Below are 20,683 nucleotides of genomic sequence, written 5' to 3'. Positions count from 1 at the left end.
TCGGTCACTGCTCTCGGCCGCGGTCGGCGCGGCACGAGGCGACCCCTGTGAAAGGACCCTGTTCGAGATGAGTTCCGCAGACCGTACCGAGGCTCCGATCTACGCGGAGCTGGTGGAGGAGCGCGGCGACGTTCCCGCCGACGCCCGGCGGACCGCCGAGGAGACCCTGCGTGAGATGGGCCGCGTCATGGACTTCAGCGACGTGCTGGCGGGCCGCTAGGACCTCTCGTCGGGATCATGCCGGGCCCACGGGCCCGCGCCGGCCGAGCGCCGGCGGGCCCCGCAGGTTCCAGGCCCGCCGGTGACGTGCGCCACCGCTCCATGAGCCCGCACCGGCCGCCGGCCGGGCCGCACGGCAGGGCCCTGTCGAGCCGCGAGCGATCACGGGATATCTTGATGTCGAGCAATGTTGCAGACGTGGAGAGCGGAGCACCCGGTGACTGACTCGACCATCATTTATACGCACACTGACGAGGCGCCCGCCCTGGCGACGTACTCGTTCCTGCCTGTGATCCAGGCGTACGCATCGACGGCCGGTGTCACCGTGGAGACCCGTGACATCTCGCTCTCGGGACGGATCATCTCGCAGTTCCCCGAGTACCTCGCCGAAGGACAGCGCATCGACGACGCGCTCGCGGAGCTCGGGGCCCTGGCCAAGACGCCCGAGGCGAACATCATCAAGCTTCCCAACATCTCGGCCTCGATCCCGCAGCTGAAGGCTGCCGTCGCCGAGCTGCAGGAGCAGGGCTACGCGCTGCCGGACTACCCGGACGACCCGAAGACCGACGAGGAGCGCGACATCCGCGCCCGTTACGACAAGGTCAAGGGCAGCGCCGTCAACCCGGTCCTGCGTGAGGGCAACTCCGACCGCCGTGCCCCGGCGTCGGTGAAGAACTACGCCAAGGCGCACCCGCACCGCATGGGCGCCTGGACCTCCGAGTCGAAGACGAACGTCGCCACGATGTCCGCCGACGACTTCCGCTCCACCGAGAAGTCCGCGGTGATCGGCGACGCCGGTTCGCTGCGCATCGAGCTCAAGGGCGACGACGGCTCCACCACCGTGCTGCGCGAGTCGGTTCCCGTGCTCCCCGGTGAGGTCGTCGACGCCTCCGTGATGCGCGTCGCCGCCCTGCGCGAGTTCCTCACCGAGCAGGTCGCCCGCGCCAAGGCCGAGGGTGTGCTGTTCTCCGTGCACCTGAAGGCCACGATGATGAAGGTCTCCGACCCGATCATCTTCGGCCACGTGCTCCGCGCCTTCTTCCCGAAGACGTTCGCCCGCTACGGCGAGTCCCTCGCCAAGGCCGGCCTCAGCCCGAACGACGGCCTCGGCGGCATCTACAAGGGCCTCGAGTCGCTCGCCGACGGTGCCGAGATCAAGGCGTCCTTCGACGCCGAGCTGAACGAGGGCCCGGCCCTCGCCATGGTCGACTCCGACCGCGGCATCACCAACCTGCACGTACCGAGCGACGTCATCGTCGACGCCTCCATGCCGGCGATGATCCGCACCTCCGGCCACATGTGGGGCCCGGACGGCCAGGAGGCGGACACCGTCGCCGTCCTCCCGGACAGCAGCTACGCGGGTGTCTACCAGGTCGTCATCGACGACTGCCGTGCAAACGGCGCGTTCGACCCGGCCACCATGGGCTCGGTCCCGAACGTGGGTCTGATGGCGCAGAAGGCCGAGGAGTACGGCAGCCACGACAAGACCTTCGAGATCCCGGTCACCGGCACCGTCCGGGTCGTCGACACCGCCGGCAACGCCGTGCTGGAGCAGGCCGTCAGCGCCGGCGACATCTTCCGCATGTGCCAGACCAAGGACGCGCCCATCAAGGACTGGGTGAAGCTCGCCGTCACCCGCGCCCGCGCGACCGGCGTCCCGGCCGTGTTCTGGCTCGACGAGACCCGCGCGCACGACGCCCGGCTGATCGAGAAGGTCCGTACGTACCTGGCCGAGCACGACACCGAGGGCCTGCAGATCGAGATCATGTCCCCGGTGGAGGCGACCGCGTTCTCCCTGGAGCGCATCCGCCGCGGCGAGGACACGATCTCCGTCACCGGCAACGTGCTGCGCGACTACCTGACCGACCTGTTCCCGATCCTGGAGCTCGGCACCAGCGCCAAGATGCTCTCGGTCGTCCCGCTGATGAACGGCGGCGGACTGTTCGAGACGGGCGCCGGCGGCTCCGCCCCGAAGCACGTCCAGCAGCTGGTCAAGGAGAACTACCTGCGCTGGGACAGCCTCGGCGAGTTCCTCGCGCTGGCCGTCAGCTTCGAGCACCTCGCGACGACCACGGGCAACGCCCGCGCCAAGGTACTCGCCGACACGCTCGACCGCGCCACCGGCACGTTCCTGGGCGAGGACAAGTCGCCGAGCCGCAGGCTCGGCGGCATCGACAACCGCGGCAGCCACTTCTACCTGGCCCTGTACTGGGCCCAGGAGCTGGCCCGGCAGACCGAGGACGCGCAGCTCGCGGAGGCCTTCTCGGGCCTGGCCAAGACGCTCGGCGAGCAGGAGCGGACCATCGTCGACGAGCTGATCGCGGTGCAGGGCTCGCCGGCCGACATCGGCGGTTACTACCGTCCCGACGAGAAGAAGGCCGCGGCGGTCATGCGTCCGTCGAAGACCTTCAACCAGGCTCTGGCGATCCTGGGCTGACACGGCGGCGGGCGCACCGTCCGCCTCCCGTACACCCGCCCCGGCCGGCACTCGCGCCCGGCCGGGGCGGGTGTGCGTCCGCACGGGAACACGCGAGCGCGTGCACGGGAACACCGGAGCGCGGGAACACGACAGCGCCGCACGGCAGTTGACGTGAAGGACATGCCGGCCGGGCACGGCCCGGACGGCGGCCGACCGTGGACGCACAAAGGAGTCACCCGTGGCACTCAGCCGTGAGGACCGAGAGAAGTTCCTGGCAGAGCCGCTCGTCGCCGCGCTGGCGGTCGACGCGGGGGAGGACGGCAGGGCGCCCCTGACGGTGCCGATCTGGTACCAGTACGAACCGGGCGGCGACATCTGGGTCATGACCGCCCGCGACTCCCGCAAGGCGAAGGCGATCGAGGCTGCCGGCCGCTTCAGCCTCATGGTCGACCGCGTCGAGCCGACGGTCCGCTACGTCTCGGTCGAGGGCCCCGTCGTCGAGAGCGTCCCGGCCACCCGGGAGCATCTGGTGGAGATCTCCGCCCGCTATCTCGACCCCGCGAAGGTCGACGCCTATGTCGACTTCGCCTGGAAGGAGCACGGCGAGCAGATGATCATCCGGATGCGTCCGCAGCGCTGGATCAGCTCGGACCTCGGCGAGGCGTGACCGGGCCGACGAGCCGCAAGGCGTGACGTGAGCGGCCGCGGCGGGCGCGCGCCCTTGGGCGCCGCCCGCCGCGGCCGTACGCCGTGTGTGCGGTCAGTCGCGCCGGACCATCGGCGGTCCCACGTAGTGGGAGCCGGACAGACCGAGCGTCGCGTCGTACGCCAGCTTGTAGTCGCCGTTCTCGTCGTGCGCCTGGAGCGCGTCGGAGACGGCCTCGCGCAGGGCCTCGTCGTCCTTGGCCATGCCGATGCCGTACGGCTCCTCCGTGAACGGCTGGCCGACGACCTTCAACTTGCCGGCGTGCTGCGCGGCGTAGCCCTTGAGGATGGCGTCGTCGGTGGTGACGGCGTCGACCTTGCCCTCGAGCAACTGCTTGACGCACTCGGTGTACTTGGGCGTCTCGACCGTCCGGGTGTTGTACTCCGGCTTCTTGATCTCGCGGAGTGCGGTCGAGCCCTTGGCCGAGCAGACCGTCTTGCCCTCCAGCGAGAACGGTCCCGCGATCGTCCGGTCGTTCTCGCGGATCAGGAGGTCGGCACCGGCCATGTAGTAAGGCCCGGCGAAGGCGACCTTCTTCTTCCGCTCCTCGTTGATCGTGTACGTACCGACGTACAGATCGACCTCTCCGTTCGAGATGGCAGCCTCGCGGACGCCGGTGTCCACCGTCTTGAACTCGATCTTGTCGGCGGAGAAGCCGAGGTCCGCGGCGATCATCTTGGCGATCTCGATGTCGAAGCCGGACCGGTTGCCCTTCTCGTCCTCGAAGCCGAGGAAGGGCTGGTCGTTCTTGGCGCCGATGACGAGCTTTCCGGCCTTCTGCGCCTTCTCCAGCGTGGGCGAGTCGATGTCGACACCCGTGGCGACCTTGTAGGTGGGCAGCTTCGGCAGGTCCTCGGCTTTCGCCTGCCGGGTGGGACCGTCGCCGGCGCTCTCGGAGTCGCCGCCGCACGCGGTTGCGGTGAGTGCGACCGCGAGCACGGTGATCGCCGCGGCGGCGGACTTGTAGGCCTTCATGGTGCGACATCCTTCACTCGATTTTGCGAGGAGAGTAAGGAGTCGATGGTCCGAGTGTCATTACATCTGAGCTGAACTTGAGCATCACATTCCGGATACGGCCGGGCGTACCCGGCCCGTGCCCGAGGCGCGCCCCGGCGATCGTGCCGCGGGGCGCGCCCATCGGCGCGGTTCAGCCCACCGTGAAGGGGCGGGTGGCACCGCTGAAACCGGTGACCGTGCCGAACAGGCTCCTGGCGTCACCGAAGTGCGCGATCCGGTACGTCCCTGCCCGCGTCCCCGGAGCCACCTTCCAGGTGACGACCGCCTTGGACGTGCCGGTCACGCCGTTCAGCCGCACCCAGCGGTACGTGGTGTCCCAGTCCCCGTCGTCCAGCTGCCGGACCCACCGGCCGTCCACCAGCTGCTGCACCTCGAGGAACGTGCCGCCGCGGCGCAGGTTGTTCTTCGGGTGGCCGGTCACGAACTCGGCGGTGACGGTGGCCCCCCGCCCGTACGACCCGGCCGGCTCGACCAGTACGTCGCCGAACTTCCTTCCCGCCGGCGGGTTGTCCATCACCACGCCGGTCTGCAGCGACGTCTGACGGCCCGACTGGTCGGCCGGCGCCGGGCCGCGGTCGACGGTGGTGCCGTCCCTCAGCGAGGCCGCGAGCGAGGCGAACTCCTGCTGATAGGCGGGCAGCGTGTACCGGCCGTAGAGCGTCGAGCCGCCCTCGTACTGCTGGAGGTCGTACTCCTCCGGCGTGGTCACGTACTGGCTGTAGGCGCCCGCGTAGCCCTGCATCAGCACGTTCTCCAGCGGCACGCCCAGCTCCTGGGCGACCGTACGGCGGATGCGCAGGCCGGAGACGATCGTGTACTCGGCCGGGCCGGCCACCAGGTAGAACTGGCCGATCTTGACGATCTGCACCGGCAGGACCGTGGGCGTCGTCGGTGTCACCGCGTTGACCAGACCGGTGGGCACCAGGTTCGCCTTCGGGTACTGGCAGCTCACCAGCCACTCGGGCGGGTCGATGCCGAAGGGCTCCAGCAGCTTCGCCACCGGGCTGTTCATGCCCTCCGTGAAGCCGGGGATCGCGGGCCCGTCCTCCACGCTGCCCGCCAGCGTCGAGGCGCCCACCATGGCCGGACAGGTGCGGTGCTCCTTGCCGTCGGGGGTGTACTTCCCGTCGACGGTCACCTGCTCCATGTCCACGAACCGCATCCGGGAGTCGACACCGCCGCTGAGCGGGACGGCGGCGGCGTCGTAGATCTCCTGCGCCTTGCGGAACTGCCGGTCGCCGATGATCCGCGTGTTCTCGAACTCGTCCTCGGTCGGGCCGGAACCCGGCTTCAGATTCAGATTCGGCGACATGTCGCCGGCGTTGGTGTTGGGGAACGCCGCGACGAAGCCTTCCTTGTTGTCCAGATAGCGCACGCCCTCGTCGTCGTGCTCCCACTCGTACGCCGCGTAGCCCTTGTTGTCCGGGCTGAGCAGCGTGTTCTTGTTGGTGAGCGACGTGTTGTGAGTGGCGAACCAGCTGATGGCGCCGATGTCGCGGTCACCCTGCCTGAAGCGCAGCACGGTCATCGCGGGGTCGATCGCGCCGGGGAAGGCCGCCTTGTCGCCGGCCGGGTTCTTCTCGAAGGCCGTCCTCGACCGGTTGACGCTCGCGTCGGTCAACTCGCCCCTGCCGAGCGTGATGGTGCCCGGCGCGAGGTCCTCATGGGCCTCGACCACCGATTCGACGATCCCGTCGACGATCGCCCGGTAGGTGTCCTTCTGGAAGCCGAGCGAGGCCAGGTTGTACGCGAGGTGGTGCGAGTGGCCGCCCGATCCGGCGTGCGTGTGGGTCGCGGACAGCAGCACGTTCTCTTCGCTGTAGAGCGAGCCGTAGCGCGCTTTCAGTCCGGCGACGACCCCCTGCTGCACGGACTGGAAGATCATGGCCAGATCGGCGTTGACGTAGACGACCCGCTTCCCACCGGCTCGGTCGGCGACCACGAACGCCCGGGAGCGCTGCCGCTGATGGATGCCCGACGCCTTCTGCTCGAAGCTCGAGTAGCCCATCATGCCCACCTCGGCGGCCTCTCCCGTGACATCCGAGATGCCCCGGCCGACGAGGTACGTCGTGGGCTCCGGCACCGCGGCACCGGACGCCGGTGCCGCGCCGGCAGGTGCCGCTCCCGGTACGGCCGCCAGGGCCAAGGCGCCGAGCGCCCCGGCGAGCAGCAGAGAGAGCGCCTTCGGGCTGGTTGTGGGGAACCGCATGCCTTCTCCCTCGTGCCGGATACCGGTGCCGTCGGTGACAGGTGTGACCGACGGTAAGGGTGCCGGTCGGCCGGGGGAGAGGACCCAACCGGCCAGTAACGGGACTTCAGCGGCCACCGGGTCTGTCCCCCCGCGGCCGGAATCCCTACAGTGGCCGCCCGGAGGTGAGCCGATGCCGTCGCACGAACCGGTACCCGACGGGCGCACCCGCCGGCCGGCCGCACCGCTCACCGCGGGACTGGCGGACCCCCGGTACGGGTCGGCCACCATCACGCCCCATCTCCTGCGCTACCTCACCCTCGTGGCGGCGGAACGAGGGCACGACCTCGGCCCCTCCCTGCGCCGTGCGGGCCTGAGCGCGGCGGCCCTCAGCGCGGTGGACCAGCGGGTGTCCTACCGTCAGGGCAGCTCCGTGATCAGGGAGGCGATGCGGGACCTCGGCGATCCCGCGCTCGGCCTCGCCGTCGGCCGCCGTCAGCGGGTCACCGCCTGGGGGCTGGTCGGCCTCGGCCTCCAGGCGAGCCCGACCCTCCACGACGCCCTCCGGCTCGGCGTCCGCCACCACGGAGTCACCGGATCCATGCTCGACTACCGCATCGAGCCCGTGCCGGACGGCGCCGCCATCCTCGCGACCGCCCGGTACACCGACTCCGGCCTGCGGGCCTTTCTCCTCGAAGAGGCGTTCGGCAGCATCGTCGCCCTGATCCGGGACGCCTGGCAGGAGGAGTTCGCACCGCACTCCCTCGCCGTACGGCACGCCCGCCCGCCGTACGGCGACGAATACGAACGGTACTTCCGCTGTCCCGTCACCTTCGGCGCACCCGACGACCGGATCGTCTTCGGGACGGCGTGCCTGAACAGCCCGCTGCCCGGCGCCGACGCGTACACCCTCGCCCAGGTCGTCGAGCTCCTCGACGCGGCACGCACGCGGCGCCGGGAGCGGCAGGACCTGGTGCAGGGACTGGAGGTGTCCGTCGCCCGCGGCCTGCCGCACGTCCCCCCGCTCGCCCAGCAGGCCCTGGCACGCGGCATGAGCGAGCGGACGCTGCGCAGAAGACTGGCGGAGGACGGCACCAGCTACGAGGCGCTCGTCGACTCGGTCCGGCTCGTACGGGCGGAGGAACTGATGACGACCAGTGACCTTCCGCTGCACAGGATCGCGGCCATGCTCGGCTTCAGTGACGCCCGGACCCTGCGCCGCGCGGTGGCCCGCTGGTTCGGCACCAGCCCGTCGGCGCTGCGGGGATCGGCGGCCCGCCGGCAGTGACCCCGCCCGTTGCGCCCGGTCCGTCCGGTCCGTCCGGCCGCCCGCGGGCGCTGTCCGCCCTCGGATCCGGATCGGGCACCGCAGTCCGGGGGCGCACAGGAGCCACCCGCCCCATACTTGATCCAGTGACGGCAGGGAAGGCGGTGCGGTGAGACATCCGGGATGGGGGCGGCGGACCGGAGGACCGGCGCTGCGCCGCCGGGCGGCCGGTCTGGCCGAACGGTTCACGATGCACAACCGCCTCGAATGGCTCAGTCACGCGAGCACCGAGATCGGGACCACGCTCGACCTGGAACGCACGGCGCAGGAGCTCGCCGACTTCGTCGTGCCCCGGCTCGCCGACGGCGCGGCCATCGACCTGCTGGAGTCCGCGCTGCGCGGCGAGCACGTCCAGGCCGGCAGGGCCGGGGAGCGGCCCGTCATGCGGGCCATGGCCGTCTCCGCCGTCCCCGACCTCATGGACCTCGAGCCCGACCCCGTGGGCGAGCTGGCTTCGGTCAACAAGGAAACGGTCGCGGTACACGCCCTGATGCGCCGGCAGCCGGTGCTGATGAGCCGGCTGGCCCGCGAGGACTTCGCCCGGGTGGCGCCCACCGCACGCGCCGCGGAGAAGATGCGCGCGGCCGGGGTGCACAGCTACATGGTGGTTCCGCTGATCGCCCGCGGCGTGCTGCTGGGCGTCGCCGACTTCGTACGGGCGGGCCGCAGGCCGCCGTTCTCCCGCACGGATCTCGCGCTCGCCCAGCAACTGGCCTCCAGGGCCGCCGTCTTCGTCGACAACGCCCGCCTGTACAAGCGGGAGCGGGAACACGTCGTCAGCCTCCAGCGCAACCTCCTGCCGCGCACCACCCCGCAGACACCCGGGCTCGACGTGTGCGCCGACTACGCCCCGACCGCCGACGCGAGCGGCGTCGGCGGCGACTGGTACGACGTGATGGCGCTGCCCGGCGGGCGGACCGCCCTCGTCGTCGGCGACGTCATGGGGCACGGGCTCGCCGCCGTCGCCACCATGGGGCGGCTGCGCGCCATCGCCCGCACCCTCCTCGCCCTGGACATCGTCCCGGAGCGGGTCCTCGCCCGGATGGACCTCGCTGCCCGCGACCTCGAGGACGACCAGGTCGCCACCTGCCTGTGCGCGGTGTACGACCCCGCCACCGGCGTGTGCACCGTCGCCATGGCCGGCCATCCGCCGCCCCTGCTGGTCGACGCGGCGGGCAACGCCGAATATCTCGACGTACCGGTGGGAGCCCCGCTGGGCGCCGGTGTCATCCCCTACGACCCGGCGAAGGTGCACCTGCCGGCCGCGAGCCGGTTGCTGCTGTACACCGACGGACTGATCAAGAGCCGCGCGGACGACGTCGACGTGCAACTGGCACGGCTGCGCAAGGCCGCGTCGGGCGCTGCTCCCGCCGTACTCGAGTCCTGCGGGCTGCTGACCGGCGACTGGGGACCGGACCAGCGCTTCGACGAAGCGGTCATGCTCGTCGCGACGGCGCACGACGCCCGCGCCGGCGAGAACGTGGCGGTCTGGCCGCTGCCCGCCGATGCGACCGCCGCGTCCGCCGCCCGCCGGCTCGTGGTGGAACAACTGGCCGGATGGGACCTCGACGGCCTCGCCGACACCACCGAACTGGTGGTCAGCGAACTGGTCGGCAACGCCCTGCGCTACGGCGGCGGACCGGGGCAGCTACGCCTGATGCGCCACGAACGGCTCGTCGTCGAGGTGTCCGACACGGGCCCCGACCTGCCGCTCATCCAGCACGCGACGCTCAACGACGAAGGCGGCCGAGGGCTCCAGCTCATCAACATGCTCTGCCGGCGCTGGGGTTCCTGCCGGACCTCGGAGGGCAAGGTCGTCTGGGCGGAGCAGGACATCGTGCCGCCCGCCTGACCGGTTCCCGCCCCTGGTGCCCGAAGTGGAACCAGCGCGGGCCGCGGCTCGTGTTACCCGCAGAGCACACGCCGGGAAGAGGGGAGTTCGTCGTGGCCGCGAGCGCCGTACGCGTCGACGGAAACAGTCTGCTGCTGGGTGGGGGAGTACGGGTCCGGTTCATCAGGACGCTCCGCCTGCCCGAATCGGGGACGCATCAACTGCCGCCCGGGCTGGGCGAGTTCCCCGTACGGCGGGTCGAGGACCATCTCGGTACCGTGCCGCCGCAGATGCGCGAGCGCGGCGGCGTGATGCTGCCGGTGCATCTCCGCGAGGCGATGTGGCTCAGCTTCGCGGGCAGCAGCGAGCCCGCCGCCCTCCAGGTCGGCGTCGGCAAGGTGTGCGCCGTCTCCGGCAAGCCGTGGCGCGGCACACTGACCCGCAAGCCGCAGAACTATGTGGTGCTGCCCCGCCAGCCGTGGCTGGACGGCATCAACTCGGGCAAGGGCACGGTGCGTCAGTTCGTCGCCGTCCCGCTCGGCCTGGGCGCCACGGTGGAGGGTCAGGTCACCGGCGAGGAGACCTGGGGCGGCGTGCAGCTCCAGGCGTTCGGGTTGTCCGACGCCGCACTGGCGGCCTGGCGCGAGGAGGAGCGGGTCCGCGCGGAACGGGCCGCACGCGCCACTCCGGTGTATCCGGCGGCCGCGCCGCCCGGCGGCGCGCCCGCCTACGGTGCGCTGCCTCCGCCCGCGGCCCCCGCCGCCTTCGGAGCGGCCCCCCTGGCCGCGCCCGCCGCTCCCGGCGGTCCGCCGCGGGCCCGCTCCGCCGCGATGGGCCTCGGGGTGGGCGGCTCCATGCGGCAGGAGGTCTACCGCGACGACCGACGTTCCTCCGACTGGGCGGACGAGCCCTCCGGCCGGGTGTTCGTCCACCTGGTGACCCCGCCGGAGTGGCGCCGCATCACCGGCGAGGAGCCGCCCCCGTCCCCCGTCGACCGCGCGGCCTACACGCGTGCGGGACTGCCCTGGTACGAGTACTACGACGAGAGCGCGGCCGACCTCGCGCCGGCGGACGCCCTGAGCGGTGTGCAGCCGGTCGGCGACTGGCTCGGTGACGACCACGATCCCTGGCAGCCGCCGGCCCCGGGACAGGTCGTGCCCCTCGGCGACGCCCCCGCGCCGGGAAAGCCGGTCGCGGACGGCGACTGGTGACCGCCGTCCGCGACATCGCCCGTCGGGGACGCGTCAGGGCAGCTTGGTGAACGGGGAGAGGAACGCCCGGGCGCCGGGGGCGTCCAGACGGTACGTCACATTGGTGGCGTAGCACGGGGAGTCGCCCGTGATGGTCGTCGACACGAGGGTCCGCTTGCCCTTCAGCGTGGCGAAGTTCGGGCCGCCGGAGTCGCCGTAGCACGCCCCGCCGTTGCCCTGGGGCGCGGTCATGGCCAGGCGCACCCACGACTTGTTGAGCGCGTCGAAGGTGACGGGGGCCTTCATCCGGACGCCGCCGCCTTGGTGCGTGTGGCCGCCCGGCCCGCGGGCGGCCTCCTGCGTCCCGTAACCGGCGACGACGAACGGGGTGTCGTTCAGCCCCTGCGCCCCGAGCGCGTCGAGGGCGCCCGCCTCCGGCAGCGCCGCCGGGGTGAAGGACCAGCGGGCCCGCATCTTCGCGGCCGGCACCTCGACGACCGAGATGTCATGGGTGTCCGCCGCGGGGCCCGGATAGCCGGGGTGGCTGTGGGCGGTGCCCTGGACGGCCACGGCGGCCGCCACGGCTGCCGGGTCGCCGGGGTGCTGCGCGGCGGCCCGGTCCAGGCCCGCCTGCACGTCCTGGTCGAGGGAGACGTAGAACCGCACGTTCTCCGGCCAGTCGGTGGTGCAGTGCGCCGCGGTGAGGAACGTGTCCGCGTCGATCATCGTGCCGGAGCACACCCAGTCGACCCGGTCCGGCGTCGCCGGGTCGTCGTCGGCGTCCCAGGTGGCGACGAGAGCGCCGACCTCGGTGCGCTCGGGAGCGGGTGTCGCGTTGTACGAGTTGATCGCCGAGGACGGAAGAGCGACGCCGAGGACGATGGCGCAGGCGGCGGCGCTGACGCCGGTCAGGCGTACGGGCAGGGCAGTCAAGGGAAACCCTTCGGGTCAAGGGACGGTTGCTCTCCTGTGGGGTGATCGACAGTGAAGCGTGCCGGACACGGCACGGCAAGGGTCCCGTACACGGCAAACCGGCGGAGCGCGTGCCGTGGCCCCGCAGCCACGGCACGCGCTCCCTCGGGAGGCCGGTCGGTCAGCCGGTCACAGGCGCTGCCAGAGCGCCGGGACGTTCGGGGGTTCCCAGCCGGCCTGGGCCTGATGGCCCTGGAGGCAGCGGTAGGTCGCACCGCCGTAGGTGACCTGCGCGCCGGCCTGGTAGACGGTGCCCGCCGCCCAGGTCCCGCCCGGCTCGCCCGGCTCCCCCGGCTCACCGGGCTCGCCCGGGCCCGTGGTGGTCTTCAGCGTCAGCCCGTACCCCTGCAGCAGCGGGTTGATCGGCTGGTGGAACGTGGTGCCTCCGCTGCGGCAGTCACCGGAACCGCCGGACGTGACGCCCTGCGCCTGGCTTCCGGAGATGTACGAGCCCCCGGAGTCACCGGGCTCGGCACACACCGTCGTCCGCGTGACGCCCGTGATGGTCCCCTCCGGATACGTGACGCTGGTGTTGTGCTGCGAGATGGTGCCGCAGTGCCAGCCCGTGGTGGAGCCGGAGCGGCAGATCGACGCGCCGACCGGCTGCTGCACCGAACCGGTCACCTGGATGTTCTGCCCGCTCTGGCCCTTGACGTACGGCGTCGAGGTCCAGTTGCTGTTCGCCGCCACCCACGCCGTGTCCCGGCCGGGGAACGTCGAGGCCTGGAAGGTCCCCTGGGCCACCTGGTTGTAGCCGCTGGTGGTGGTGCCGGCACGGCCGCAGTGGCCCGCCGTGGCGAAGCCCTGTGTGGTGCCCCGGGTGACCGCGAAGCCGACGGAGCAACGGCCGCCCCCGCCCATGTAGTAGGCGTCGCCGCCGCGGATGTCGTACAGCGGGCGCGGCTGTTCGTCGGTCGGGACGACCCGTATCCGGTCCCGCTCGGCTCCGCTCGCCGCGATCAGGGTCTGTGCCGCGGACCTCTCCACGGCCCGGACCACGACGGCGTTGGCCCGGACGTCGACGTACCAGACGGGCACGTCCGTCGAGGAGTCGCGCGCGGCGGCCCGGTCCAACGCCGCCTTCGCGCGGTCGAGTTCGGCCAGCGTGTGGGGCACGAGCCGGGCCTCGGCGCCGCCGGCCCTGATGGCGGCCGCGTCAGCGGCCCGGGTGGTGGCCACGGTCAGGGTGCCGGAATCGGCCCCGTCGACCCAGGCGCCTGCGAACGCGGCCCCCAGCCGCTGCCGGAGCACGGCGGCGGTGGCGCCCGCCTCGGCCTCGTTCACCAGTCGCCGCTCGGCCTCGGCACGGGTGAGCCCGAGGTCACGCTGCATGGCACGGAGCAGTTCCGGCTGCGCGGCGGACACCGCGAGCGTGTCCGCCGCGGTGCGTGCGGCGGCGCCGTGTGCCGGACCGGCCTGCTGCGCGGACGCGGCGCCCTGCAGGGAGGTCAGGACGAGCGCGGCCGCGGCGGCGGCACCGACACACGCTGCCTTGGCGTGTCTGTGGAGCATGGAAGTCCCCTCGGTCTCGTTGGAGGTGTGCCGAAACCGTAGGGAACGAGAACCTCCGCGCGGCAGCTACCGGTCGGCCCCCTCCACGGCGTTATGGAGGACCGCGTCCCGGGCCGTCAGCCACCGCGCGTAACTGGAACTGCGGGCCACTGCGTCACTGTGCGCGGCACGCACATGTGCGACGACGTCGGGCGCCCGCGTCGCCGCGGGCGCCTCGGGGTGCCAGCCGAGGAGATGACGCCACACGAGGGGCGTGCCGACGAGCGGACGCGTCACCATGCCGGGCGTGTCGGGGAAGGTGGCCCGGCACAGGCCCACGGCCCGCCCCACCTGGACCAGATGGACACAGGAGGCGGTGTCCGTCTCGTACACGCACGCCGGTGTGAAACCGGCCCGGACGCAGGCGGCGGCGAAGCAGTCGGCGAAACAGCCGTCGCCCGGCACGTCCGTCCACGCCTCCGCGGCCAGTTCCGCCAGCTCGATCCCGGACCGGGCGGCCAGCGGATGGCCGGTGGAGAGCATCACGAACACCGGGTCGCGGGCCACTTCCGTCCAGGCGAGGCTCCCCGACCCGGGCGGTGCGCTCTCCCCGCACGCGCCGATGAGCGCGTAGTCGAGCCGGCCCTCGTCGGCCGACGCGGCGATCTCACGCTCCGACCACGTGGTGTGCGTGACCACCGTGACACCCGGGTCCGCGGAGGCGAGCCGGTCGACGAGCCCTCCGAGCAGCGGCCCGTGCGTGCCACCGATCCGCAGTGGCGTCCGCGGACCGTACGGAGTTCCCGCCCGCGCGAACCGCACGGCCTCCTGCTGGAGTTCGTGCACGGCGGGCAGCACGACACGCGCGCGGTCCAGGACCAGTTCACCGAGAGCCGTGGCGCGCACACCGGTCCGGCCGCGCTCGAAGAGGGTCCCCCCGAGCGAACGCTCGATCCTCCTCAACTGCGCGCTGAGCGCGGGCTGGGCGAGGCCGAGCGCGGTGGCCGCCTTGGTGAGACTGCCGGCGTCGGCGATGGCCCGGATCGTCCTGAGGTGCCGCAACTCCAGTTCCATGCCAGCAGCTTGGCGCGGGGCCGTCGCCGCGGCAATAAGCTGGTCCGGACCAAAGCCGCGGTCGCGCTCCGCAGGCTCCCCGCCGCTGACCGCTCCGCGGGCGTACGGGCCGCTACCCGGCCGGGCCGCCGTCCGCTCCGCCGGGCAGCGGAGGGAAGTTCTGCTCCGTCCAGACCGTCTTGCCGTCCCGCGAGTGCCGGGTGCCCCAGCGCGCCGTGAGCTGTGCGACGAGGAGCAGCCCCCGCCCTCCCTCGTCGGTGCTCCGGGCCCGCCGAAGATGCGGCGAGGTGCTGCTCGTGTCGGAGACCTCGCAGATCAGCCGCTGGTGGTGGATGAGCCGCAGCGTCAGAGGTCCGCCGCCCGCGTAGCGGTAGGCGTTGGTGACCAGCTCGCTGACGATCAGCTCCGTGGCGAAGGTCATGGCCTCGAGCCCCCACGCCGTCAGCTGGTCCGCGGTGAGCCGGCGGGCCCGGGCGGGCGCCGTCGGCTCCGCCGGAAGTTCCCAGGTGGCCACCGACTCCGGCGCCAGGGTCAGTGTCCGGGCCAGCAGCAGCGCGACATCGTCGTTGGGACGCGCCGGCAGCATCCGCTCGACCACCGCCTGCGCCATCTCCTCCACCGGCCTTCGCGCACCGGCCATGACCGCGCACAACTCGGCCAGTCCGGCCTCCATGTCCGGGGAGGCGCCCTCCACGAGCCCGTTCGTGTAAAGGGCGAGGACACTGTTCTCCGGCAGCGTCAGTTCCGCCGACTCGAAAGGGAGCCCGCCCAGCCCGAGCGGGGGACCGGCCGGCAACTCGGCGACGGCGGCCTCCCCCTCCGGTGTCACCACCACCGGCGGCGGATGGCCGGCACGGGCGACGGAGCAGCGCCGGCTCACCGGGTCGTAGACGGCGTACAGACAGGTCGCGCCGACCACCTGCTCGCCCGGCGCGCCCTCGATGTCCTGCTCCTGCTCCCCGGCCAGCCTGTTCACCAGGTCGTCGAGGTGGGACAGCACCTCGTCCGGGTCGAGATCGAGGTCGGCCAGGGTGTGCACGGCCGTACGCAGACGGCCCATGGTGGCAGCGGCGTTGATGCCGTGTCCGACGACATCACCCACGACGAGGGCGACCCGCGCACCGGACAGCGGGATGACGTCGAACCAGTCCCCGCCGACCCCCGTCGCGCCGCCCGCCGGCATGTAGCGGTGAGCGACGACGACCGCCGGATGCACGGGCAGCTCACGCGGCAGCAGGCGGCGCTGGAGCGCCAGCGCGGCACGGTGCTGCTGGGTGAAGCGGCGGGCGTTGTCGAGGGAGAGCGCTGCCCGGGCGGCCAGCTCGCTCGCCAGGGTGAGGTCGTCCTCCTCGAAGGGCTCCGGCAGCTGCGACCGCCACAGGCTGACGAAGCCGAGGACGAGCCCGCGGGCCTTCAACGGCACCACCATCAACGAGTGCATGACGCCCGGCGGCACCTCACCGTGCCCCAGAGCCCTGGCGTTCTCCGACACGTCGATGGAGGGCTCGAGTACGGGCAGCCCGGTGGACAGACACCGGGCCTGCGGCGTGCCCTCGGGGAACGAGTTCACCGTCCCCACCCGGAACAGCAGCCGCTCCGTCTCCGCGGTGACGGTCAGGCAGGCGGTCCTGCGCACCGGCCCGGCGCCTCCCTCCGCGACGGGCTCCTCACCGCGGCTGACCGACTCGAGAAGGTCGACCGACACACAGTCGGCCAGGTCGGGAACCGCCGCGCGGACGAGCTCCTGCGCCGTCGTCTCCACGTCCAGGGTGGTGCCGACGCTGGCGCCGGTCTCGGTGAGCAGAGCAAGCCGGCGCCGCGCCCGGTGGCGGTCGGTGACGTCCTCGACGAGGTCCGTCACACCCAGCACCCTGCCGGAGGCGTCCTCCACACGGAACGCGGACACGGAGACGAACCGCTCCTTGCCGGGCATCGTCGCCATGCGGCACGGCTGCTCGGTGAAGATCATCGGATCGCCGGTCTCCAGCACCTTCCGCAGCCCCGCGTCCACGATCCGGGCGTCCGCCTCGACGAGGAAGTCACCGATGCGGTGACCGCGCGCCTCCTCGGGGGTGACGCCGCCGATGCGTGCGATGGCCCGGTTGATCCGCAGAATGTTCAGGTCCGTGTCGTGCACGGCCAGGCCGATCGGCGACCTGCGGAACAGCCCGTCCATCACGGACCGGTCGATCTCCCACTGCACCACCTCCTCCGCCGGCGCGGCCACCAGGTACCACTCCCGGAGGCGTTCCGCCCGGATCACCTGGCGGGCCCGGATCCCGAAGCCGAGCCTGCGGCCCTCGCGGGTCCGGACGGGCACGGTCCCGAACCAGCCGCGCTGCCGGACGCAGGCGGCGGTGGCCTCGAAGACCTCCGCGTGGTCGTCGGGGTCGACCAGGACCTCCACCGCCGGACGGCCGAGCACCTCCTCGGCCGACCAGCCGACCAGCGTGCGGGCGCGCTCGCTCCAGCCGATCACCAGGCCGTGCCGGTCCAGCACCACGGAGGCGGCTCGACCGTGCGAGTACGGGTCCTCCGGGCTCTCACTGATCAGGGTCACGGGTCCTGTCATCGCTCCTATCCTCCGCCCGGTCCTACGGGGACGCGAGCGATGAATTCCGGGCGGCGCGGCGGTCTGCAAGGAGACAGTACCGAAGGCACAGTGCGGAACGGACAGTGCGGAACTTCCGCCACGGACCATGTCAGGAGCACCCCATGCCGCGCATCACCCCGAATCTCTGGTTCGACACCCAGGGCAAGGAAGCAGCCGAGTTCTACGTCTCCGTCTTTCCGAATTCGGAGATCAAGCACGTCATGTACTACGGCGAGGCCGGTCCGCGGCCGGCCGGCAGCGTGCTGACCGTCGACTTCACCCTCGACGGCCAGGATTACACCGCGATCAACGGCGGCCCGGACTTCACCTTCAGTGAGGCGGTCTCCCTGCTGATCAACTGCGCGGACCAGGAGGAGGTCGACTACTACTGGGAGAAGCTGGGCGAGGGCGGCCAGGAAGGCCCGTGCGGCTGGCTGAAGGACAAGTACGGCCTGTCCTGGCAGGTCGTCCCCGTCGCTCTCGAGGAGCTCCTCAAGGACGAGGACGAGGCACGGGCGCAGCGGGCGATGAAGGCCATGCTCGGCATGAAGAAGCTCGATGTGGCCGCGCTGTACGCGGCCGCCGACCAGACGTGACCCCGGGGGCGCGGCCGGCCGCCGTCGCCGGGACGCCCCCGGCCGGCGGCCCCGCGTCCATGGTCCGTCGCCGCCGCCGGCGGCGGGGCGGCGCCACCGCCTAGCGCGCCGGCGCTGACGGGAACGCGTAGAGCACCTGCGCCTCGTCCCACTCGACGAAGCTGTCCATCAGGGTGGCACCCAGCCCCTCGAGCAGCCGCCGCGACCGGAGGTTCGCCTCCTGGGTCAGCGCGACCACCCCGGGCGACCCGGGTGGGACGCCGTCCTGGGCCCAGGAGACGGCGGCGCCCACGGCCTCACGGGCGTAACCGCGGCCCCAGTGCTCCGGAAGGAGCTGGTACGCCACCTCGGTCCTGCCGTCCCTGGCCCCGGCGGTCACCGACACGAGTCCGACGACCGCCTCGTCCGACTGCCGCACCACCACGAAGACGCCGGGTGCGCCGACGCACCTGCGCTCGCGGATGCGTACGACGTTGCTGTCCACCGGTCCGCCGAGGTGGCGGCGGACCTCGGGGTCCGTCCACAGACGGGTGATCACCGGCACGTCCGCCCGCTCGACCGGGCGCAGGGCGAGTCGTGGGGTGGCGAGCGCCGCGGGCCACGCGGCCGAGGTGGATGCGGAAGACATGTTGCCGATCATGGCATGGGAGCGGTGCGCCGGTCGGCGGTCTGGGAGCGAGGCCCCGCGGTGGGGCCGACCTGGGGCGCCACCGGGTCAAGGCTTGAACACAAAGCACCAATCGCAACGGCGTGTCTTGTCAGGAGTTCGAAACACTCCTACAGTCCAGCGCGATGGGAGCGCTCCCACGGTACGCCCCGCATCTGATGAAGGGACACCATGCGACACCGTTTACGCGCCTTCGCCACCGCACTTCTGCTCACGGTGGGAGCCCCGGCCACGCTGCTGTCGGCGGCGCCCGCCGCCCAGGCGGACCTCCGGACCGCGGCCCAGGCCGACGTCGAGATATGCGAGCAGTACGGCAGTACCACGATCCAGGACCGCTACGTCGTCCAGAACAACCGCTGGGGGACCAGTGCCACCCAGTGCGTCAACGTCACCGGCACGGGCTTCACCCTCAGCCGCGCCGACGGCTCCGTGCCCACCAACGGGGCGCCGAAGTCCTACCCGTCGGTCTTCAACGGGTGCCACTACACCAACTGCTCGCCCGGCACCCGGCTGCCCAAGCAGATCGCGACCATCGGGTCCGCACCCACCAGCATTTCCTACGGTTACGTCGGCAACGCGGTCTACAACGCCTCGTTCGACATCTGGCTCGACCCCCAGCCCAAGACCGACGGTGTCAACCGCACCGAGATCATGATCTGGTTCAACCGCGTGGGCCCCATCCAGCCCATCGGCTCGCGGAGCGGTTCCGCGACCGTCGGCGGCCGCACCTGGGAGGTGTGGACCGGCAACAACGGCGGCAACGACGTCATCTCCTTCGTCGCTCCCACCGCGATCCCCAGCTGGTCCTTCGACGTCATGGACTTCGTCGACCAGACCGTCAGCCGCGGCATGGCCGCGCCGAACTGGTACATGACGAGCATCCAGGCAGGCTTCGAGCCCTGGCAGGGCGGCGCGGGCCTGTCGGTGAACTCCTTCTCCTCCACGATCAGCGACGACGGTGGCAGCGGCGAGGAGCCTCCCGGCGAACCGGCCGGCAGCTGCCAGGTCGGCTACGCCGCCAACGTGTGGCCGGGCGGATTCACCGCGGAGGTGACCGTCAAGAACGCCGGCACCGCTCCCGTCGACGGCTGGAACCTGGGCTTCACGCTGCCCGCCGGCCAGAGCGTCACCAGCGCCTGGAACGCCTCCCTCACCTCGTCCGGCGGCGCGGTGACCGCGCGTGACGTCGGCTTCAACAGCCGCATCCAGGCGGGCGGCACCCAAGCGTTCGGCTTCCAGGGGACATACACCGGCACCTTCGTGGAACCGGACCGGTTCACGCTGAACGGGACCGCCTGCACTGTCGCCCCCTGACGGTCGCCGGCCGCCGTACCCACGGGACGGCACGGCAGGGGCGCGCCTCGGACGGCCGGGTGGCACCGGCCGCACCGGTCCCCCGCACGAGGGGGTGGGGGACCGGTGCTCCGCGGCCCGCGCGCACCGACTGGCACGGCGGGGACCGGGTGGGATCCTGGGAAACGGCATGGTGTTCGGCGGGGGCGGGGACCGTAAGGAGCACGGTGGACCTGGAAAGCACCCTCGACGAGCTCTACGCGTTGCGTCCCGACGAATTCACCGCGGTCCGCAACCAGCGAGCCGCCGAGGCCCGTCGGGCCGGGGACCGCGAACTGGCGGAGCGGATCCGCGCACTGCGCAGGCCGACCGTGTCCGCCTGGGCCGGAAACATGCTCGTACGCAGGGAGCCGGACAAGGTCCGGCCGCTGATCAGCCTCGGCGAGGGTCTCCGCGAGGCACACAGGAACCTCGACGGCGAGCAGCTGCGCGAGCTCGGCAGACAGCAGCACCTCCTCGTCGGTGCGCTGGCCCGCGAGGCGCGGCAGCTGGCGGCGGAGGAAGGACAGTCCGTCGGCGACGCCGCGTTCCACGAGATCGAGGCGACCCTGCACGCGGTGCTCGCCGACCCGGAGGCCGCACGGCAGTGGGCGGGCGGGCACCTCGACCGACCGCTGAACGCGCCGGTGGGCTTCACCGGGCTGGAGGCGGGCGCGGGGGCGACGGTGCGGCCGGCGCGTCGCCCGCCGGAGCCTCCGCCGGAACCTCCACCGGAGCCCTCGCGGGAGCCGGCGGAGGATGCCGGTGCCCGCCGCCGCCGCGAGAAGCTGGACCGCGCCCGGCAGGACGCGGAGGAGGCCGAGCGGCAGGCCCACGAATGCGAGCAGGCCCACGAGGAGGCGTCGGCGGCGCTCGAGCGGTCACAGGCGGCGCTGGACGAGATCAGTGAGCGGGTGGCGGCGCTGGCCCAGGAGCTGGAAGAGGCGCGGGAGCGGGAGCGGCGGACCGAACGCGAGCTCCGGTCCGCGCGCGACCGAGCCGCGGGTACGTCCCGGGCGGCGGTGGCCGACGCACTGCGCGGCGTGGACGCCGTCTGCCAC

The 20,683-nt window shown here is 72.2% G+C and carries 16 protein-coding genes; 9 read left to right on the top strand and 7 right to left on the bottom strand.

Annotation, left to right across the window (positions count from 1 at the left end; translation table 11 throughout):
* Window positions 1-67 precede the first annotated feature (67 nt).
* The 3 genes from AB0K36_RS32085 to AB0K36_RS32075 all read left to right on the top strand — a co-directional run bounded on the left by AB0K36_RS32085 (window position 68) and on the right by AB0K36_RS32075 (window position 3,305).
* A complete protein-coding gene (locus AB0K36_RS32085) occupies window positions 68-220 on the top strand; it encodes a hypothetical protein (RefSeq protein WP_189474366.1) in 153 nt (50 codons plus the stop codon).
* Between the two features lie 216 nt (window positions 221-436).
* Complete coding sequence (locus AB0K36_RS32080; protein ID WP_364600931.1) at window positions 437-2,656, top strand: NADP-dependent isocitrate dehydrogenase; 2,220 nt, start codon at window positions 437-439, stop codon at window positions 2,654-2,656.
* A 220-nt stretch (window positions 2,657-2,876) separates the two neighbouring features.
* Window positions 2,877-3,305 carry a pyridoxamine 5'-phosphate oxidase family protein gene (locus tag AB0K36_RS32075; protein WP_364600929.1) on the top strand — a complete coding sequence of 143 codons (429 nt, stop codon included), beginning with the start codon at window positions 2,877-2,879 and terminating at the stop codon, window positions 3,303-3,305.
* Window positions 3,306-3,398: 93 nt separating this feature from the next.
* Here the strand turns inward: AB0K36_RS32075 and AB0K36_RS32070 are convergent, their stop codons facing one another.
* Window positions 3,399-4,319, bottom strand: coding sequence for a glutamate ABC transporter substrate-binding protein (locus AB0K36_RS32070; protein WP_364600927.1), 921 nt, complete (start codon window positions 4,317-4,319; stop codon window positions 3,399-3,401).
* 172 nt (window positions 4,320-4,491) lie between these two features.
* The gene (locus tag AB0K36_RS32065) at window positions 4,492-6,570 is read right to left on the bottom strand and encodes a neutral/alkaline ceramidase (RefSeq protein WP_364600925.1); all 2,079 of its coding nucleotides are present in this window, start codon (window positions 6,568-6,570) and stop codon (window positions 4,492-4,494) included.
* Window positions 6,571-6,742: 172 nt separating this feature from the next.
* Between AB0K36_RS32065 and AB0K36_RS32060 the strand changes: the two genes are divergently transcribed.
* From AB0K36_RS32060 to AB0K36_RS32050, 3 genes are all read left to right on the top strand, one after another.
* Window positions 6,743-7,837 carry an AraC family transcriptional regulator gene (locus AB0K36_RS32060; protein ID WP_364600923.1) on the top strand — a complete coding sequence of 365 codons (1,095 nt, stop codon included), beginning with the start codon at window positions 6,743-6,745 and terminating at the stop codon, window positions 7,835-7,837.
* A gap of 229 nt (window positions 7,838-8,066) precedes the next feature.
* Window positions 8,067-9,728: a SpoIIE family protein phosphatase gene (locus tag AB0K36_RS32055; protein ID WP_364600952.1), complete on the top strand. Its 1,662-nt coding sequence runs from the start codon at window positions 8,067-8,069 to the stop codon at window positions 9,726-9,728.
* 92 nt (window positions 9,729-9,820) lie between these two features.
* Window positions 9,821-10,918: a hypothetical protein gene (locus AB0K36_RS32050; RefSeq protein ID WP_364600921.1), complete on the top strand. Its 1,098-nt coding sequence runs from the start codon at window positions 9,821-9,823 to the stop codon at window positions 10,916-10,918.
* A 33-nt stretch (window positions 10,919-10,951) separates the two neighbouring features.
* On the opposite strand, the gene AB0K36_RS32045 is transcribed toward AB0K36_RS32050, so the two are convergent.
* The 4 genes from AB0K36_RS32045 to AB0K36_RS32030 all read right to left on the bottom strand — a co-directional run bounded on the left by AB0K36_RS32045 (window position 10,952) and on the right by AB0K36_RS32030 (window position 17,006).
* Window positions 10,952-11,830: a trypsin-like serine protease gene (locus AB0K36_RS32045; protein ID WP_364600919.1), complete on the bottom strand. Its 879-nt coding sequence runs from the start codon at window positions 11,828-11,830 to the stop codon at window positions 10,952-10,954.
* A gap of 168 nt (window positions 11,831-11,998) precedes the next feature.
* Window positions 11,999-13,381 carry a carbohydrate-binding protein gene (locus AB0K36_RS32040; protein ID WP_364600917.1) on the bottom strand — a complete coding sequence of 461 codons (1,383 nt, stop codon included), beginning with the start codon at window positions 13,379-13,381 and terminating at the stop codon, window positions 11,999-12,001.
* Window positions 13,382-13,447: 66 nt separating this feature from the next.
* The gene (locus AB0K36_RS32035; protein ID WP_364600915.1) at window positions 13,448-14,434 is read right to left on the bottom strand and encodes a LysR family transcriptional regulator; all 987 of its coding nucleotides are present in this window, start codon (window positions 14,432-14,434) and stop codon (window positions 13,448-13,450) included.
* Window positions 14,435-14,546: 112 nt separating this feature from the next.
* Complete coding sequence (locus tag AB0K36_RS32030) at window positions 14,547-17,006, bottom strand: SpoIIE family protein phosphatase (protein ID WP_364600913.1); 2,460 nt, start codon at window positions 17,004-17,006, stop codon at window positions 14,547-14,549.
* Between the two features lie 143 nt (window positions 17,007-17,149).
* On the opposite strand from AB0K36_RS32030, the gene AB0K36_RS32025 reads away from it, so the two are divergent.
* On the top strand, window positions 17,150-17,623 hold the full coding sequence (locus AB0K36_RS32025; RefSeq protein WP_364600911.1) for a VOC family protein: 474 nt from the start codon (window positions 17,150-17,152) through the stop codon (window positions 17,621-17,623).
* Window positions 17,624-17,723: 100 nt separating this feature from the next.
* On the opposite strand, the gene AB0K36_RS32020 is transcribed toward AB0K36_RS32025, so the two are convergent.
* Complete coding sequence (locus AB0K36_RS32020; RefSeq protein WP_364600909.1) at window positions 17,724-18,251, bottom strand: GNAT family N-acetyltransferase; 528 nt, start codon at window positions 18,249-18,251, stop codon at window positions 17,724-17,726.
* Between the two features lie 210 nt (window positions 18,252-18,461).
* Here AB0K36_RS32020 and AB0K36_RS32015 point away from each other — a divergent pair, with 210 nt between their 5' ends.
* Together AB0K36_RS32015 and AB0K36_RS32010 are read left to right on the top strand one after the other, a co-directional pair.
* On the top strand, window positions 18,462-19,604 hold the full coding sequence (locus AB0K36_RS32015; protein ID WP_364600907.1) for a glycoside hydrolase family 12 protein: 1,143 nt from the start codon (window positions 18,462-18,464) through the stop codon (window positions 19,602-19,604).
* A gap of 206 nt (window positions 19,605-19,810) precedes the next feature.
* The coding region (locus tag AB0K36_RS32010) for a hypothetical protein (protein ID WP_364600905.1) at window positions 19,811-20,683 on the top strand (873 nt) is incomplete at its 3' end.

The organism is Streptomyces kurssanovii, assembly GCF_040677245.1.
GTDB lineage: Bacteria > Actinomycetota > Actinomycetes > Streptomycetales > Streptomycetaceae > Streptomyces > Streptomyces kurssanovii.
Note: the sequence above shows the minus strand (reverse complement) of the source record. Positions and strands in the feature narration are given on the sequence as shown.